Origin of the sequence: Shimia sp. MIT1388 (genome assembly GCF_047124445.1) — a bacterium.
Lineage (GTDB): Bacteria > Pseudomonadota > Alphaproteobacteria > Rhodobacterales > Rhodobacteraceae > Shimia.
Genome location: NZ_CP138921.1, coordinates 656,416 through 671,285, shown reverse-complemented (window position 1 = coordinate 671,285; position 14,870 = coordinate 656,416). Strand labels below are relative to the sequence as shown.

General features: G+C 58.4%; 17 protein-coding genes. 9 read left to right on the top strand and 8 right to left on the bottom strand.

The window, feature by feature from the left end; translation table 11 throughout:
• Positions 1–46: 46 nt before the first annotated feature.
• Positions 47–1,207, bottom strand: coding sequence for a helix-turn-helix transcriptional regulator (locus SIB92_RS03280; protein ID WP_412554469.1), 1,161 nt, complete (start codon positions 1,205–1,207; stop codon positions 47–49).
• Between the two features lie 427 nt (positions 1,208–1,634).
• Here SIB92_RS03280 and secG point away from each other — a divergent pair, with 427 nt between their 5' ends.
• The 8 genes from secG (at position 1,635) to SIB92_RS03240 (ending at position 8,484) form a co-directional block, all read left to right on the top strand.
• Positions 1,635–1,997, top strand: a complete 363-nt coding sequence (secG, locus tag SIB92_RS03275) for a preprotein translocase subunit SecG (RefSeq protein WP_294113287.1) — start codon at positions 1,635–1,637, stop codon at positions 1,995–1,997.
• A 262-nt stretch (positions 1,998–2,259) separates the two neighbouring features.
• Positions 2,260–3,903 (top strand): CTP synthase, encoded by a 1,644-nt coding sequence (locus SIB92_RS03270; protein ID WP_412554468.1) that lies wholly within the window; start codon positions 2,260–2,262, stop codon positions 3,901–3,903.
• Positions 3,904–4,174: 271 nt separating this feature from the next.
• A complete protein-coding gene (locus SIB92_RS03265; RefSeq protein WP_299424785.1) occupies positions 4,175–4,447 on the top strand; it encodes a hypothetical protein in 273 nt (90 codons plus the stop codon).
• A gap of 206 nt (positions 4,448–4,653) precedes the next feature.
• Positions 4,654–5,523, top strand: coding sequence for an ATPase (locus tag SIB92_RS03260; protein WP_412554467.1), 870 nt, complete (start codon positions 4,654–4,656; stop codon positions 5,521–5,523).
• Between the two features lie 48 nt (positions 5,524–5,571).
• The gene (gene metA, locus SIB92_RS03255; RefSeq protein WP_294113296.1) at positions 5,572–6,516 is read left to right on the top strand and encodes a homoserine O-acetyltransferase MetA; all 945 of its coding nucleotides are present in this window, start codon (positions 5,572–5,574) and stop codon (positions 6,514–6,516) included.
• A 71-nt stretch (positions 6,517–6,587) separates the two neighbouring features.
• Positions 6,588–7,457, top strand: a complete 870-nt coding sequence (gene ppk2 / locus SIB92_RS03250; protein ID WP_412554466.1) for a polyphosphate kinase 2 — start codon at positions 6,588–6,590, stop codon at positions 7,455–7,457.
• Entirely contained in the window at positions 7,450–8,067 is a 618-nt protein-coding gene (locus tag SIB92_RS03245; protein WP_294113302.1) for a TetR/AcrR family transcriptional regulator, read from the top strand. The genes ppk2 and SIB92_RS03245 overlap by 8 nt, the downstream gene beginning before the upstream one ends.
• A gap of 12 nt (positions 8,068–8,079) precedes the next feature.
• Positions 8,080–8,484, top strand: coding sequence for a hypothetical protein (locus SIB92_RS03240; protein WP_412554465.1), 405 nt, complete (start codon positions 8,080–8,082; stop codon positions 8,482–8,484).
• 5 nt (positions 8,485–8,489) lie between these two features.
• On the opposite strand, the gene SIB92_RS03235 is transcribed toward SIB92_RS03240, so the two are convergent.
• The 7 genes from SIB92_RS03235 to SIB92_RS03205 form a co-directional block, all read right to left on the bottom strand.
• Positions 8,490–8,981: a hypothetical protein gene (locus SIB92_RS03235; protein ID WP_412554464.1), complete on the bottom strand. Its 492-nt coding sequence runs from the start codon at positions 8,979–8,981 to the stop codon at positions 8,490–8,492.
• Positions 8,969–9,865 (bottom strand): DUF3365 domain-containing protein, encoded by an 897-nt coding sequence (locus SIB92_RS03230; RefSeq protein WP_412554462.1) that lies wholly within the window; start codon positions 9,863–9,865, stop codon positions 8,969–8,971. Before SIB92_RS03230 ends, SIB92_RS03235 begins: the two co-directional genes overlap by 13 nt.
• On the bottom strand, positions 9,862–10,485 hold the full coding sequence (locus tag SIB92_RS03225; RefSeq protein ID WP_412554461.1) for a hypothetical protein: 624 nt from the start codon (positions 10,483–10,485) through the stop codon (positions 9,862–9,864). The genes SIB92_RS03230 and SIB92_RS03225 overlap by 4 nt, the downstream gene beginning before the upstream one ends.
• Positions 10,486–10,685: 200 nt before the next feature.
• Positions 10,686–11,849 carry a hypothetical protein gene (locus tag SIB92_RS03220; protein WP_412554460.1) on the bottom strand — a complete coding sequence of 388 codons (1,164 nt, stop codon included), beginning with the start codon at positions 11,847–11,849 and terminating at the stop codon, positions 10,686–10,688.
• 165 nt (positions 11,850–12,014) lie between these two features.
• Positions 12,015–12,500 (bottom strand): 30S ribosomal protein S9, encoded by a 486-nt coding sequence (gene rpsI / locus SIB92_RS03215; RefSeq protein ID WP_294113310.1) that lies wholly within the window; start codon positions 12,498–12,500, stop codon positions 12,015–12,017.
• Positions 12,501–12,503: 3 nt separating this feature from the next.
• Positions 12,504–12,965, bottom strand: coding sequence for a 50S ribosomal protein L13 (rplM, locus tag SIB92_RS03210; protein ID WP_294113311.1), 462 nt, complete (start codon positions 12,963–12,965; stop codon positions 12,504–12,506).
• A 159-nt stretch (positions 12,966–13,124) separates the two neighbouring features.
• Positions 13,125–14,519, bottom strand: coding sequence for a PLP-dependent aminotransferase family protein (locus SIB92_RS03205; RefSeq protein WP_412554459.1), 1,395 nt, complete (start codon positions 14,517–14,519; stop codon positions 13,125–13,127).
• An 89-nt stretch (positions 14,520–14,608) separates the two neighbouring features.
• On the opposite strand from SIB92_RS03205, the gene SIB92_RS03200 reads away from it, so the two are divergent.
• Positions 14,609–14,839, top strand: a complete 231-nt coding sequence (locus tag SIB92_RS03200) for a DUF1127 domain-containing protein (protein WP_412554458.1) — start codon at positions 14,609–14,611, stop codon at positions 14,837–14,839.
• Positions 14,840–14,870: the final 31 nt, after the last annotated feature.

The window sequence follows — 14,870 nt, the reverse complement described above, 5'->3', positions numbered from 1 at the left end:
CGCACCCTGCCACCGGCACCCACTTCTGTCCAGAGAGCGCGCAGTTCTAGGAGTCCTCGTCCGGCACCTCAGGCACCGGCTCTACCGGAAGGTCAACTTTCATGGCCGTCCGGATCAAATGGGTTTGTGACTTGGAGGCTGTCTTCTCCAGCACCGAAGAAATCTGATTTCGCGTGCTGCCCACACTCACGTCACGTTGCGCAGCAATGTCCTTCACCGACGCGCCATTGACCAACAACCGGCTCACCTCGGCCTCCGCCTCCGTCAGCGCAAATATCGACGCCAGCCCGTCAACCTCGATAGGGTCCCCTAGACTCACATCCTTGATCACCAGAACCGCCATCTCCGCCGTTGCGGGATCATCATCCATCAATTCCGCCAACGGGCACAGCGACGCCACATAAGCCATCCGTCCACTGGGTCGTTCAAAAACAAAATGCGCCCGATCCGCGCCACGCCTGTCCCCGCCAGCAAAGGACTGCAGCTGCGTCATCAACCGGCTGCCCTGCTGTCTTGCGGCGCCAAAAAACCGCAACTGCCGCGACGCATCCAGCGCAACTCCGTCCCGCTGATCCACCAGATCGCCAAACCGCCGATTATGGTGCACCACGGTGCCGTCGCGGGCCACCACCGCAACCCCTAAAGTCATCCGGTCCAGCGCCGCGCTCACCGCCTTGAACCGCGCCTGCAACAGTCGAAACGGCCGCATCATGTCCAAAGCAGCCGCAAAATGCTGCATATACACCGGCGCGTCCTTTTTGGCCCAGGCACTGATCCCCGGGTGGTTCACCGCATAATTCAACGTGATGGAATCAAACCACAGCGGCGTTACCGACAGCCGCGCCGCATAGCGTTTGTCCAACCCCATGTGCTCGCGTGACCAGGCTGTTCCCGCGCTGATGTCATCGCCTAGCTCCAGGGCGTCCGCCTCCGACATAAACAGAAAGCGTTCGTTCATCGCGCCCACCTTGCGCACAACTTTTTGCTCATCCTGTCCAAACAGCCGCATAAATTCCGCAACCTTTTCAGCGATGTCGAGCGGGCTGAAATGGATCCGAGACACAACCGGCTCGACCACATCATTGATCAGGAGTGACGAGCCGGCCGCCTCATACCGGCTGGCAAACCGCGCCAGCGCCGGCACAAAAGCCGGCTCCAGCGAAGCCGACCGATAGATCTCGGAAATCAGGGTATGATCGATGTCCATGACGCAAACCGTCTCTTGCTGATTGGAAAACCCGCCCCTTGGAGGGCGGCGGTATTAACACCACCGCAGAAAAACACACGACACCGAAAAACAACTTAACAAATGAAGCGTGCTTTTCCGGCCTCATGTGCCATCTTGCACATGCCTCGACTCGTTTGCCGTGAAAAAAGTCAAACCGCCCCGTGAGTGGTGGCATTTAGCCAAAGCCTTTTTAGCACCTACCCGTTGTACATCCCTGCCCGGCGGTGTCTGTTGGATGCCGTCGGGCATTTCATATCTTCCGCCCTCCCCCATCTGCCCTTCTCTCCCCTTCCGGCACGGCCAGAACCCACTTGCGGACAAACTCCCGCAAATCCACCTTGCCCCTCGCGGCAAACTTGCCTACATACGCCGCTAGAACTCCGAACGCTCGCTTTTACAGGTCCCAATGGAAAACGTTGTCCTCATCATTCACCTTCTTCTGGCTCTGGCGCTGATTGGCGTCGTTTTGATGCAACGTTCCGAAGGCGGCGGCCTTGGCATGGGCGGCGGCGGCGGTGCCGTATCCGGCCGCGCAGCAGCCACCGCGCTGACCCGCGTGACCTGGATCCTCGCTGGCGCGTTCATCTGTACCTCGATCGCCCTGACCGTGATCGCAGCCAACAACTCTTCTTCCAGCTCGGTGTTTGACCGTCTGGGCACCTCCGCGCCCGCCGCGGAAGAAACCGCACCAACCCTGCCAGGCGCAGGCGACTCGCTGCTGCCGCCTTCTGAGGGCGACAACGCGCCATTGGTGCCACGCGCCGACTAAACGTCGCGCACTCTGAACAAGGTCTGGCGGTTCCTCGGAGCCGCCTGATTTTTTGCCCCATCGGGCATCCACCACAGCTTGAGGCCTATCAGCCAACCGCAACAGCATCTTGCGGTCCGGTTGCCTTTTTGCTGCGAATCCTATATGACTTAAGTCCCGTGATGCTGGGTCAATTTTGCAGGCGAATCTGCACTGACTTGGGCGCTGCTACATCGACAATCGTCCGACCTGAGGGTCGACAATCACGGGGGATGCCACGCACATGGCGCGCTACATTTTCATTACGGGTGGGGTTGTTTCTTCGCTGGGCAAAGGTCTGGCGTCTGCGGCGTTGGGGGCGCTGCTGCAAGCACGGGGCTACACCGTGCGTCTGCGCAAACTGGATCCTTACCTGAACGTGGATCCCGGCACCATGTCGCCGTTTGAACATGGCGAAGTGTTTGTCACCGATGATGGCGCGGAAACCGACCTCGACCTCGGCCACTACGAACGCTTCACCGGCGTGCCTGCGCGGATGACCGATTCCGTCTCCTCCGGCCGCGTCTATTCCAACGTGCTGGAAAAAGAACGCCGCGGAGACTACCTCGGCAAAACCATTCAGGTGGTCCCCCACGTCACCAACGAGATCAAAGACTTCCTGCATGTGGGCGACGATGAGGTCGACTTCATGCTCTGTGAAATCGGCGGCACCGTCGGCGACATCGAAGGCCTGCCGTTCTTTGAAGCCATCCGTCAGTTCAGCCACGACAAACCGCGTGGCGAGTGTATCTTCATGCACCTGACGCTGCTGCCTTATCTGGCCGCCTCCGGTGAGCTTAAGACCAAGCCGACCCAGCACTCCGTGAAAGAGCTGCAATCGATTGGTATTGCGCCCGACGTTCTGGTCTGCCGCTCCGAGCAGCCCATCCCGGAAAAAGAGCGCCAGAAGATCGCCCTGTTCTGTAACGTGCGCAAAGAGCACGTGGTGGCCGCCTACGATCTGAAATCGATCTACGAGGCCCCGCTGGCTTATCACCGCGAAGGTCTTGACCAGGCTGTGTTGGACGCCTTTGGCATCGCGCCGGCCCCACGTCCTGACCTAACTGTCTGGGAAGATGTGAACGACCGCATCCACAACACCGACGGCAAGATCAACGTCGCCATTGTGGGCAAATACACCCAACTGGAAGACGCGTATAAATCCATCAAAGAGGCGCTGACCCACGGCGGTATGGCCAACCGGGTAAAAGTCAATGTCAGCTGGGTCGACGCTGAGGTCTTTGACAAAGGCGACGCCGCCCCGCATCTGGAAGGTTACGACGCCATTCTGGTGCCCGGCGGCTTTGGCGAGCGCGGCACCGAAGGCAAGATCAAAGCGGCGCAGTTTGCCCGCGAACACAAAGTGCCCTACCTCGGCATCTGCCTTGGCATGCAAATGGCCGTCATCGAAGCGGCGCGCAACAAAGCTGGCATCGCCGACGCGGGTTCCGAAGAATTTGACCACGAAGCTGGCAAAACCCGCTTTGAACCTGTGGTCTACCACCTCAAAGAATGGGTGCAGGGCAACGCCAAGGTCACCCGAAAGGCCACCGACGCCAAGGGGGGCACCATGCGTCTGGGCGCATATGATGCCGCGTTGACCGAAGGCTCCAAAGTGGCCGAGGTTTATGGCTCTGCGTCTATCGAGGAACGCCACCGTCACCGCTATGAGGTCGACATCAAGTACCGCGAGCAACTCGAAGCCTGCGGCCTGCGCTTCTCCGGCATGAGCCCGGACGGCCGCCTGCCAGAGATCGTTGAATGGGAAGACCACCCATGGTTCATCGGCGTGCAGTTCCACCCGGAACTCAAGTCCAAGCCGTTTGACCCCCATCCGCTGTTCCGCGACTTTGTCCGTGCCGCCAAGGAAAACAGCCGCCTGGTCTAACCAGAACGGCCTGCATTAAGACGACACAAAAGGCGCGGCTCTCTGGACCGCGCCTTTTTGCGTCCCCGCCCCCAAGCCTCCCTGCTTCTTCTAACCCCAAATATCCTGGGATGAAGGGAAGCCAGACTTCCCTGAGGGGCAAAGCCCCTAACCACATCAGCCTCAGATATGACGCGCGCGGCATTTTTCTCCCCCTAAGCCGCGCTTGACCAAACGGTCAATTCGCACTGAAACTCTGCCTCAATTGTTCAACCTATTGAGGATGCCCTGGATGCCTTTTCTCGCGCGTGTTTTGACCACTGCCACCCTGTCCCTGACCGCTCTGCCTGCGCTTGCCGCCAATGCACCCTCCGACAAACTCCTCAAGCTGATCCGCGACAACGGCTGTCAGATGACAGCAGTGGAAGCCGGAGAGATGCTGCCCAAACATGGCTTCACTCCCGATCAGACCCGCGACATCATCCGCGATTGGGATGAAAAAGGCTGGCTCGACGGCCACGGCTTTGCCGGCATCAAGCTTTCGGACGCCGGCTGCAAGGGTTAGGGCTGCTCAGGCGGGTGTTGCTGTTGCACCGCCCGCTCTATTTACCATGACGTGCACGTCAATTTTTGCACCGTTGGAAAACAGTCGTGATACCGACGTATTACCGACACGAATTTTGCAGGTTAACACGCCCGTTCCCAATAGCATTTGACCCTCCTGCTGCGGCCCGCTACCAAACTGGCAACACCGGCAAAAGGGCCTCAGCCATGATCTACAAATCGGCGCAAGACTGGCGCGACGCAGAGCAGAAAAAAGTGCTGCTCTTTGGCATGTCTGGACTGGGGAAAACCCACATTTCCAACACTTTACGAGACAATGGCGATTGGTTCCACTACTCCATCGACTACCGCATCGGCACCCGCTACATGGGCGAGCACATCACTGATAACGCCAAACGCGAGGCGATGAAGGTCCCGTTCTTGCGCGAACTGTTGATGACCGACAGCATCTACATCGGTTCCAACATCACCTTCAACAACCTCGCCCCCCTCTCCACCTACCTCGGCAAGCCCGGCAACCCCGACAAAGGCGGCCTGCCGTTCGCAGAATACATGCTGCGCCAACGTCAGCACCGGACCGCCGAAATGAATGCTTTGATGGACACGGAACCCTTTATCTCCCGCGCCCATGATCTCTATGGCTATGACCACTTTGTCTGCGACACCGGCGGCTCGATTTGCGAGGTTGTCGACGCAGACGATCCCAAAGATCCGATCCTGACGTCCCTGTCGCAAAACACGCTCATGGTCTGGATCAAGGGCTCGGACGCCCACACCGAGGAACTGGTGCGCCGTTTTGATAAGGCGCCTAAGCCTATGTATTATCAGCCGGAATTCCTTCTGGAATGCTGGCACGCCTATTTGGCTGAGGCAGGACAGGACGAGAGTGCCGTGGACCCGGATGCCTTTGTGCGCTGGACCTATGCCCGCGCGCTTGCCCACCGCCAGCCCCGCTATGAAGCGATGTCCCGCTGGGGCGTCACAGTGACCGCCGAGGCGGTCTCACAGGTTGCCACGGCGGCTGATTTCGTCGACGTGATCGCCACAGCCCTTGAGCATCCCGCGATCCCCGCCTAACTATGGCCCTCACGCCTATTTACCCCACTGACAGACAAAGAGACTGACATGCCCATCAAGATCCCCGCCGACCTTCCCGCCTTTGACGTGCTCAAGCACGAAGGCGTTATGGTCATGGCCGAGGATCAGGCCTCCCGTCAAGATATCCGTCCGATGCGTATCGGACTTCTTAACCTGATGCCGAAGAAAATTCAGACGGAAAACCAGTTTGCCCGTCTGATCGGTGCCACCCCGTTGCAGCTGGAATTGTCGCTCATTCGAATGTCCGAGCACAAAACCCGCAACACGGCAGCGGAGCATATGGCGGAATTCTACCGGCCATTCCAGGAGGTTAAGGCGTCTGGTGAAAAGTTTGACGGCCTCATCATCACCGGTGCGCCGATTGAGCATCTGCCGTTTGAAGAGGTCACCTATTGGGATGAGCTCTGCGAGGTTTTCGACTGGACGCGCACCCATGTGCACTCCACCTTTGGCGTCTGCTGGGGTGGTATGGCGATGATCAACTACTTCCACGGCGTGCAAAAACACATCTTGGACCACAAGGCTTTTGGTTGCTTCCGCCACCAGAACCTGGCCCATTCCTCGCCGTTTTTGCGCGGTTTCTCCGATGATTGCGTGATCCCGGTAAGCCGCTGGACAGAAATCCGACAGGACGAGGTGGACGCCCGCCCAGAGCTGCGCACGCTGCTGCACTCTGAGGACGTTGGCCCGTGCCTGATCGAGGCCCCCAAAACCAGAGACCTGTTTATTTTCAATCACTTCGAATACGACAGTGACACGCTGAAACAGGAGTACGATCGGGACGTTTCCGAAGGCACGCCGATCAATGTGCCCTCCAACTACTACCCGGATGATGATCCGTCCAACCCGCCGCAGAACCGCTGGCGCAGCCATGCGCATCTGCTCTACGGCAACTGGATTTCCGAGATTTATCAGACCACGCCGTTTGACATGTCCCGCATTGGCCATGAAATCACCGACCTGCGCGCCTGACCCCGGCGCGCAGCCATCGCGATTGCACTAAGCTGCAGGACGCCCCATATTGGGGAAAACGGAGAGCTTTCATGGACTTGCCCTTTGACGGTGCGATCAGCGCCTACTTTGAAAACGAGGCCCCCGCCGAGGTGCGCGCGGCCATTCAAAGCGCGGGCAAGAACGACATCCTGTCTGACAGCTATCCACACAAGGACCGTTTGGGGCGCAAAACCTACGAAGCCGACCTCGAAGCACTGCAAATCGAACTGGTGAAAATGCAGCATTGGGCGAAGGAAAGCGGTGCCCGCATCGCCTGTGTTTTCGAAGGACGAGATGCAGCCGGTAAAGGCGGCACCATCAAGCGCTTCCGCGAGAACTTGAACCCGCGCGGTGCCCGCATTGTTGCCCTGTCCAAACCCACCGACGCTGAGCGCAGCCAATGGTACTTCCAGCGCTACTTTGACCACCTGCCATCCGGGGGCGAGTTGGTGCTTTATGACCGCAGCTGGTACAATCGCGGCGTGGTCGAAAAGGTCTTTGACTTCTGCGAACAAGACGAACGCGAACGCTTCTTCCACCAAGCGCCCAATCTCGAAGAAACCCTCGTAAACGACGGAATTTACTTGTTTAAATTCTGGCTCAACGTCGGCCGCGCCGAACAGCTGCGCCGCTTCCTGAGCCGCGAAACCGATCCACTCAAACAATGGAAACTCAGCTGGATCGACGTCGAAGGTCTAAAGCGTTGGGACGCCTACACGGCAGCGATCAGCGAAACCTTGCAACGCACCCATTCCGAGGCCGCGCCCTGGACCATCATCCGCTCTGATGACAAACGCCGCGCCCGTCTTGCGGCCCTTCGCACCGTGCTGCACGCCCTGCCCTATGACCGCAAAGACGTCGACGCCATTGGCGCAATCGACAGCAAAATCTGCGGCGGACCGGACATCTGGAATGCCTAAACGCGGCTACCATCACGGCAATCTACGCCAGGCTTTGGTTGAGGCCGCCTTGAGCCTGATTGAGGCCAAGGGCCCCACCGGCTTTACCTTGTCGGAAGCCGCCAAAACAGCTGGCGTGACCCCGGCTGCGGTCTATCGGCACTTTGAAGGCCGCGAAGACCTCATCGCCGAAGCCGCCCGCCAAGGCTATGAAATCTTTGCCGATTTGATGCAGTTCGCTTTTGACAAAGGCCAACCCTCCGCGCTCGCCTCCTTTGAGGCCACCGGCCGCGCCTACCTTGCCTTTGCCCGCAAATACCCCGGCCACTACATCGCGATGTTTGAGAGCGGCATTTCCGTGAACCGCACGCCGGAACTCGCTGCCGTGGCCACACGTGCACGCGGTGTCATGGAACACGCCGCCGCTGAGCTTTCCAAACACATCCCGCCGGAAAAACGCCCTCCCGCCAGCATGTTCTCCGCCCACATCTGGGCCATGAGCCACGGTGTGGTCGAGCTTTATGCTCGGAACTCCCCCGGCACCCAAAGCCCCTTTGCGCCCGAAGACCTGCTTGAAAGCGGCATTGGCGTTTACTTGCGAGGTCTGGGTTTGATTGAGGGCGATCGTTAAGTGCCCAGGCAAATGCCCAAATTTCTTTTCGATCTATTAAAGCGCTGGCTCGATGAACACAGGGCCGAAAAGTGTTTTCTGCTTTGGTACAGATTTAGTGTGCTGGCGGCTTGTGCAGTGGTTTTTGCAATCGCAAGTATTGCACTCGTCGCATTTTACAAACCAGAAAAGCGGTACGTCACTGGCCACCATTGGAGCCCGGTTCTCTTCCTCTACTCTCACAGCACCGAGAGTTCTGCTCTCCGTATCTACGCGACGGTGCGCCTCCCAGATGGCGAGGTGGCAACGGTTATGACTAGGCGGATGTCAAAGGCTGCTGGAACATTGGATCAAATATGCCTGAGAAAACTGGAAACTACATCCGGAAAAACGAAATACCGCTGGGTAGGTGAGCAGCATTGTGAAGGCGACCTCTAGACGCCTCACTGGTAGGCCAGCGCCACCCAGATGTGCACGGCCACCAAGGGCACCAGCGCGGCGGACAGGCCAATGTGCGTGACCAGCCAAATCAAATAGATCGCATTGCTGCGATACCGCAGCACCTCGCGATTGAGCACGCCGGTCAGGGCGATCAAAAACACCACCACGCTTAACGTGCTCATCCACACATGGCCAAAGCGGACCGCGTGCAGGGCAAACAACAATGTCGCCGCCGCCCCCACCCATCGATGGCGCCCCAGCACCTTACGCGCGTCCCGATTGTCCTTGGTGACCCGTTTGAAAAACAACACCCATTGATAGCCAAACAATGCCAGCAGCAGCGTGCCCGTGATCACCTGTTGGGCAAATCCGGTCAGAGGGTGCGCCAAAACGGACTTCGCCTCAGACGACAACACCACCCCAGCAAACACGACTGCAAACAGGATCAGCGGCACGTAAGGCGTGCGCTGCCAAGTGGCCCTTAAAAACCGCATGGCACTTGCCCTCCCTCAACCGCCTGCAGCGCTTGCACCGCCAGCGCGTCCTGCGGAGCACTATTAGGATGCCGCCGCTCCTGCATCATGGCTTCCAGCACGGCCGGGGACGCCTGTGTTTTCACCTCCGCCAGAAACACTTCTGCCTCGGGCAAAACCCGTGCGCCTTCGCCGGGCCAGTTCGCGCCAATCTCGACCGGAACGTCAAAGATTGCGGCTTTGCCCAAATAACTCTCGTAGGTGTGCGTCACCGATATATACATCGCATCCAGCACCCCCAAATACTGATCCGCCGTCACCTCCGCATTCGGGTAGGTCCAGGTTGTCGCTCCCATCACATCATTGAGTTTCCAGTCCTTTTTGGGAGTGTCCGGATGCTCGTTGTGACAAGTCACACAGGGCGCCACCCCCGCCACGTCCGGATACATTGCCACAAACCCGCTTTGCGCATCCTGCGAATAAATCGGCGCGCGCGTGGCCTTTACCGCCTCAAAGGCCGCCACCTGTCCCTCGCCAAACAGGTTGGATTTGTTGATTGGTGCATCGGAACCCAGATACAGCCCCATTTGCGGCGGCAACGTCTCCATATGCGCCGCTGTGGCCCGCAGGAACAGCGCCGGTAACGGCCCTTGCTCTACGCCCGGCTCTTGCCATTCTTCCCCAAATTTCAGGCCCGCCGCCAAACCGCCACCGACAATGCGCTTGGTGTAAATCGTGCGCGCCGCGTCGTTGATTGCATTCACCCCGTCAAACAATGCGGTGACTGGGTGACGACATCCCGCAACCTCGGCCTCGCCATCCGGCAAAGGCGCTGGCGCGGTGGCAAACAGATAGATGCCGAGACAGGCAAAAACACCGACAAAAAAGATACGCGGCAAGGTCATGGCGCTTTCCCTTCATAGAGTTTTGGACTGCCAAATGGATCTGCGCCGCCCTCAAAGTAGGCCCAAATCGCCTGTGCTGGCAGCGCCTCAGCAAGCTTGCTTGGCGCTTTAAAGGCGTGGTTGCCGTGAAAATCATGACACCCCAGACAGCTGTCCCAGTTTTTCTGCGCCACGAGCGTGACATGCGGCGTGTCCACAGGATCGTTTTTGACCACCAAATCGTCGTGACAGGCCTGACACAGCGTGGGTTGCACCGTCACAATCTCCGGTCTGTGCTCCGTGTGGCACCCGAGACAACTGCGCGCCTCCACATGTTGGACAGCCTCGGCAAAACGAGGCTCGCGGAACCGATATATCGGATGGCGCTCATTGGCCCGCGCATGACAGGCCAGACATTGATCCGATTGCACGGCAGCATAGCCAAAATCCACCGGCGTTTCCCGTACTCCCAACACATAGCGCACCTGCGCCTGAACCTGCTGGCGCACAGTTCCGGGCGTTTTGCTGTGACACGCCACACAGGCAACACCATCGTGCGCTGCGATAAGCGGTCCGTGAGCCAAAGCTGTTTGAGTCTTGGACTGTGTCAGGGCCAATCCCGCCCAAAGTGCTGTCGGCATTATTGCCAAAACAGCCCATAATCGCACCGTCCGGGCAGATGGCAGCGCCATGCGACCCTCCAAAACCAAAAAACAATTCACCTACGCGCAAAAGTGTCGCGAAACAAAGTTAATCAATCGTTAATTGTAAAGAAACCGTTAAACACGAAAGGCGCGCCAACCAGCACGCCTTTTGATCTGAGTTTGAAGAAATTGCGGCCTCACAAAAGCCCGCGCACCCAGTCCAGCCGCGCCTTCGGCACCAAACCGTAGTTGTAGAGATTCACGCCGGTCGCGCCGCTCTTACGCAGCAAATCAATCCGCTGCGCAAAGTCCTCCCGCCCGGAAAACTCGGGATAGCCCAACCGCAACCCAACCTGCCCGCCAGCACCGTGCGGCAAGCAGGAGGCATAAGACATCAGCCCCTCCGCTGCTTCCGGCCCCATATCGTAAGCGCAGAGCATCACTTTTAGTCCAAGATCCGCCGCCGCGTCATGATCACAACCGCCAAGCCATCCGGCTTGACCATCGATCAACATCAACTCGGACGTCGCCGCACAGTCGTCCTTAGCCTGTTTCAAAACCGCATTCACATGAGCAAAGCGCAAATCCAGATAGGCCCGCAATTCTGCATCGAAATCAAAGGCATCCAGCCCGCGTTCCGGGAAATCAGGGCATACCCGCTTTGGCGTTTCCCCTGTACACATCTGATCGATCAGCCCCCGCACCCGCGCTTGCAGAGCCGGCATATCCAGACCGGCGGCCTGCCCCGCCGTCTGACAATGCTCACAGAAGCACAGCGCCATCAGAAAGTCCCCTTCCGGCGGCAGGCCAACCATGTCTTTCTCATGGTGATACTCATGGGCAAACCCAAGGAAATTGGGGCTCTCCAACTCGATCCGGTTGGGCTGATAGTTCTGGGAAATGTCGCGCACCAGATTGCCCACATAAGCCTGGGCCTTCGGGTTGGCCGGACAGAGATTGTAGGAATTTGCATCGCCAAAAGCATTGCGAGTCACCAGATCTGGGTTCGCAAAACCCAGCGCGGAGTTATGCAAACACACGGTCCAGCAAGACACATCCAATCCGCCAGCGTCCCGCGCCTCAATCATCCCCCGCAGCACGTCCTGTTCCTGTGCCAACGAAGACACCAATGGCTGCACCTCTTGGCCTTGCCAGATGTTGGCATCGGGGCGGAAATACAATGTGCCATCTTCCGGGAAATACGCCCGTCGCTTCGGACTGCGCACCTGCAGGAACCGCCCTGCGTGATAGACGGTGGCCAAGCTGATCATGTCAAAGCCCAGCTCACGCAACTCAGACGACACCGCCTCCTGTCCAATATCAGCGACATCCCAGGGGTAAGTCCAAAGTGCGTTGCTCACAGTCTTTCCTTTCAGATCAGCGGTTTGGCTGACGCGGTTGTATCGGAAAGACACCGCACTGCGCAGTCTGAAAAATCGTCAAAATCGGAAATTCACCTGCAACGCGCGCAAACAAAAAGGCCGCTTCCAAAGAGCGGCCTTTCCGAAAATTCTGGTATCCAGAAATTAACGCTTGGAGAACTGGAACGAACGACGCGCTTTGCGCTTACCGTATTTCTTACGTTCCACAACGCGGCTGTCGCGGGTCAGGAAGCCTGCGGCTTTCAGCGCGCCACGCAGGGAGGGTTCATAAAGCTGCAGAGCTTTAGAGATACCGTGCTTTACCGCACCGGCCTGACCGGTCAGACCACCACCTTTAACGGTGGCGTAAACGTCGAATTCACCTTCAACGCCGGCAACCTGGAAAGGCTGACGCAGGATCAGCTGCAGAACTGGACGTGCAAAGTACTTGTCCTGGTCTTTGCCGTTCACGATGACCTTGCCGGAACCCGGCTTGATCCATACGCGGGCAACAGCGTCTTTACGTTTACCGGTCGCATAGGCGCGGCCCAGTTCGTCGCGTACTGGCTCACGAGGAGCCGCTTCGACTACAACAGCTTCTTCACCGGCAACGGCGTTCAGCTCTTCAAGCGAGTTGATTTGATCAGCCATGGATTAGCTCCGGGTGTTCTTGCTGTTCATGGACTTCACGTCCAGCACTTCTGGGGCCTGTGCTTCATGCGGGTGCTCGGCACCGGCGTAAACGCGCAGGTTGGTCATCTGCTTGCGGGACAGGCGGTTGCCTGGCAGCATGCGCTGAACGGCTTTGGTCACCACGCGCTCTGGGTGCTCACCTTCCAGGATCTGCTCCGCAGTGCGGGACTTGATGCCGCCTGGGTGGCCAGTGTGCCAGTAGTAGGTTTTGTCAGCGCGCTTCTTACCAGTCAGCTGGATTTTGTCCGCGTTGATCACGATGACGTTGTCACCCATGTCCATGTGCGGGGTGAAGGACGCCTTGTGCTTGCCGCGCAGGCGCATGGCGACGATCGATGCCAAACGGCCCAGCACCACGCCTTCGGCGTCGATGATGATCCATTTCTTCTCGATGTCTGCCGGAGTAGCAGAGAAGGTTTTCATGTTAGGTCTTCCATGATTGGTTGACAGATGCGACAGGAGTCTGACGCATCAAAATGCGATGGGCGGGTTATAAAGCACCCTTTTGCCACGTCAAGCGCACAAAATCCAAATAAATCAAGCAAAAACAATGGCTTGAAATTTAGGTATTATTTTACCCCATCAAGCAGGCGCGTGTTGCAGCGGTTTGGACAGCATTTCCGACATGGTTTCCAGTGCCGCCTGCAAATCCGCCTCGGACACCTCAGGCGCCAGGGCAATACGCACCGCATTGGGCGCGCGCCCATCCGCCAGCACATACTCATCGGCCGACTTGATCCGGATGCCTTCCGCATCACAAGCGCGCACAAAGGTCGAGCCCCGCCACCCATGTGGCAGTTTAAGCCAGATGAACGGCACAAACGGCCGCCAGCGAATGTCCCAACTGCCCAGCACGTTGACGGCCAACTGAACCCGCTTGTTGATGAACTTTTCCACCCGCTGCCGGATTTCATCCGCCTGTCTGCTCTGGATCAGGTCGGCACAGATGTCGAGCATCGGCTGCGGCAAACCGTAGAACATGGACTGCGCCACATGCCGCGCGGTCTGTGCACTGCCTTCCGGCGCCACCAGATAGCCAAACCGCAAGGAAGCCGAGACCGATTTGGTCAGCGAGCCGATGTACCAGGCCCGATCCGGACAAAGCGCCCGATAGGACGGCGTATCCGCCGGCCCCAACGCGTGGCAGTCATCCTCGATGATCTGCAAATTATAGCGCCGCGCAATTGTTGCAATCTCCTGCCGCCGCTCCAGCGGCACTTTGATTGCCGTCGGACTGTGCGCCTGCACCGAGGTCACCAGCACCTGCCCACCGTGGCGCCGCAACGCCTCTTCCAACTTTTCCGGCCGCATTCCGTGCGCGTCCATCTCAACGCCAATCACTTCTGCCCGCAGCAAACGCCCGGCATGGCGCACGCCGGGAAAGGTCACCGCTTCGGTCAAAATCACCGGATGCGCCCCATGTAAACAACACTGTAGCGCTGTCACCGACGCATTCTGAGCCCCCATCGTCAGCACAACATCCTCCGCCGCGATCCGTCCCGCCACATCCGGCCCAATCCAGTTCACCACGGCCTGTCGCGCATGCAGATCTGTGGCAGATGTCGGACACGACAAATAAGACATGTCGCCCTGCGCCGCGACGCGCGCCATCGCTTCCCGAATAACACGGTCCTGCCCCACGTCCGGCACCCGAACTGCCCGCATATCGAGGTCTTCCGTTTGCGACAGAGAGATCAACGGCTCCGGCGGCAACACGGTTTCCGGTCGCCCGTCCGCCACAAACGTGCCGCGCCCAACTGTAGTCTCCAGCAGCCCCTCTTCCACTGCCAGCTTATACGCACGCGCCACCGTGCCCGGCGTGATGCCCAGCTGCCAAGCCAACTCACGCACAGGTGGAAGCTTTTCCCCAACAGGCAGATGCCCACTGCGTACCGCCCCCCGGAGCGATTGTATCAATACAATGTATTTCGGATCGGTACAGCCGTCAAAGTTTGGGGGCCATATTGTATCAATCACAATGTTTTCCTCGCAATTGTGTCACAGCAGGGGTACATCACCCTTGTAACAAACTTGAGGATTGTATCAATACAATATTGGAGACGACCATGACAATGACCACAACAAACCTGCAAATCCTGACAAACCACAATGCAAATGCACAGCTTCCAGTTGTTGCGCGTGCAGCGCTGTCGTTTGCGGCTGTGGTCACGGAATGGGACAAGCGCACCCGCACCCGCCGTGCGCTCGCACGGCTGAGCAAGGCGCAGCTGGAAGATGTTGGATTGACTTTACATGACGCCCGCGTCGAGGCGCGCAAAAAGATGTGGCAGATCTGATCCCCGTCAGACGCCTCTTCCACTGGGTCGG